Source organism: Sulfuricaulis sp., assembly GCF_049587675.1.
Lineage (GTDB): Bacteria > Pseudomonadota > Gammaproteobacteria > Acidiferrobacterales > Sulfurifustaceae > Sulfuricaulis.
Genome location: NZ_JBAVEJ010000150.1, coordinates 1 through 2,185, shown reverse-complemented (window position 1 = coordinate 2,185; position 2,185 = coordinate 1). Strand labels below are relative to the sequence as shown.

Here is a 2,185-nt window from a genome sequence, read left to right as displayed (position 1 = left end):
CAGCCCATGGCGCGACGGTGCCGTCGTCCGGTCCGTACGGTACTCCGCGCCCCAGGTAATCGAAGAAGTGCCTCTCGATGCCGTTCACCTTGATGGTTTCGGGGCCGGGTCCGTCGCTTGCGGTGATCCCCCAGCAGTCTTTGCCATAACCCGCGAACTTGAGCGGATTGTCGATCGCGTATTGTTGCTGCGCATAGGTTGCGCGGCGGGTATTCTCGAAATAATCGATGCCTTTTTCTCGCATGAACGCGTCCTGAATGCCACGAAAATCTATCCAGACATGCGAAATCTGATGCGTGAACAACGGTCCCGCGTAAAGATAATCGTATCCGCAACTATTTTTCCACTCGTAAGTGGAAGCCCAAGCTGCGTAGCTGCTCTCCGGCAACGGGTGGGTGGGTGAGCCGAGTCCCAGGATATACAGCACAAGCGCCTCGTCGTAGCCTTCCCAACGGTATGCGAGAAATCCGCTTTCGGGTTTCCAGCCGTGCGTAACCGTTAGGCCACCGTTTTGAGCCCACGGCCAGTCGGCACGGCGATAAAGGGCGTCAGCGACGGCGCGTATTTCCTGTTCCTCAGTCGTATCCGCGTCAAAATACGCGCCAGCCGTCAACGCACCGGCAAGCAGAATGGCGCTATCCACGGTCGACAATTCGCATTGCCACGCGCGCCGTCCGGTCTGCATGTCGAGAAAATGATAATAAAAGCCATAGTAACCGGTAGCATCCGGCTCGGGCCCTTGCGGGCTGCTCCAAAAGAATCTCAGTGTGGCGAGGATTGTCGCGATCGCCGCTGCACGCGTAATTAAACCGCGCTCGACCGCAACCGGATACGCCGCCAAGGCGAGGCCAGTGGCGGCAATGCTGGCGGGCCAATCGGGCGTGGTCTTGTCAAGCACAAGTCCATTTTGCGGATTGGTCCACAGCAGAAAGTATTTAAAGGTATCGCGCTGAAGTGATTCCAGTTCAGCGTCGACCGTGGGTTTGCCGGTGTTCATGGTTTCACTGGGTCTCCGGCTCCGACATCAGCTCAATCGTTACTAAAGCGACCGCGTGCGGCGGTCGCGCGACATCAAGCGCGCTTTTAAGTTCGATCATGTTCTTTCCTCAAACCAATTCCCGGCGACGCCCCTACCGCAATAGCATCGTTGACGATGGCCTGTGCTTCCGCCAGGATACGGCGCAGATGATCCGCTCGACGGAAACTCTCTGCATAGATTTTGTAAATGTCTTCGGTACCGGACGGACGCGCCGCAAACCACCCGTTCTCCGCCACCACTTTCAGCCCGCCGATGGGCGCGCCGTTGCCCGGCGCGCGGGTGAGGATGGTCTGGATTGTTTCACCAGCCAGGTCTGTGGAGCGGACCTGCTGCGGCGAGAGTCTCTCCAGCATTTCCTTTTGCACTGGAGTAGCCGGCGCGTCAACACGTTCGTAAACAGGATCGCCTAACTCGCGCGTCAGCTCACGGTAGATTTCACCGGGATCGCGGCTCATGCGCGCGGTGATCTCCGCCGATAACAACGCCGGGACAATGCCGTCCTTGTCCGTCGTCCAGACGCTGCCATCCAGGCGGCTGAACGTGGCGCCTGCGCTCTCCTCGCCGGCAAAGCCGAGCGAGCCGTCGAGCAGGCCATCCACAAACCACTTGAAACCGACCGGCACCTCGTAGAGCGTGCGGCCAAGCTTCGCCGTCACGCGGTCGATCATCTGGCTGCTGACCACCGTCTTGCCAACCATCGCAGCCTTGCTCCACTTCGGCCGGTGCTGGAAGAGATAGAAAATGGCGACGGAAAGATAATGGTTGGGCGGCAGCAATCCCGCGTTGCGGGTGACGATCCCATGGCGGTCGTGATCGGTGTCGCAGGCGAAGGCGATGTCGAAGCGATCCTTGAGCTCGATCAAGCGCTGCATCGCATAGGGCGAGGACGGATCCATGCGAATCCGACCGTCCCAATCCACCGTCATGAAGCGGAAAGTGGGATCGACCGCTTCATTGACGACCGTGAGATTCAAGCCATAGCGCTCGGCAATCGGGCCCCAATAGTGCACCCCGGCGCCGCCGAGCGGGTCCACCCCCATGCGGATGTCCGCGCCGCGTATAGCATCCATGTCGAGCACATTGCCGAGGTCGCTGATGTAGGCATTGAGAAAATCGGGCCGGTGCGTGGTCGCGGCGCGCAGGGCC

1 protein-coding gene and 1 pseudogene are annotated in these 2,185 nt (G+C 59.8%); both read right to left on the bottom strand.

Annotation, left to right across the window (positions count from 1 at the left end; all coding sequences use genetic code 11):
• On the bottom strand, positions 1-997 hold a 997-nt coding region (locus tag WB402_RS07750; protein ID WP_424206587.1), incomplete at its 3' end, for a glucoamylase family protein.
• An 86-nt stretch (positions 998-1,083) separates the two neighbouring features.
• Positions 1,084-2,185, bottom strand: a pseudogene (locus tag WB402_RS07745) (alpha-D-glucose phosphate-specific phosphoglucomutase); the annotation flags it as partial.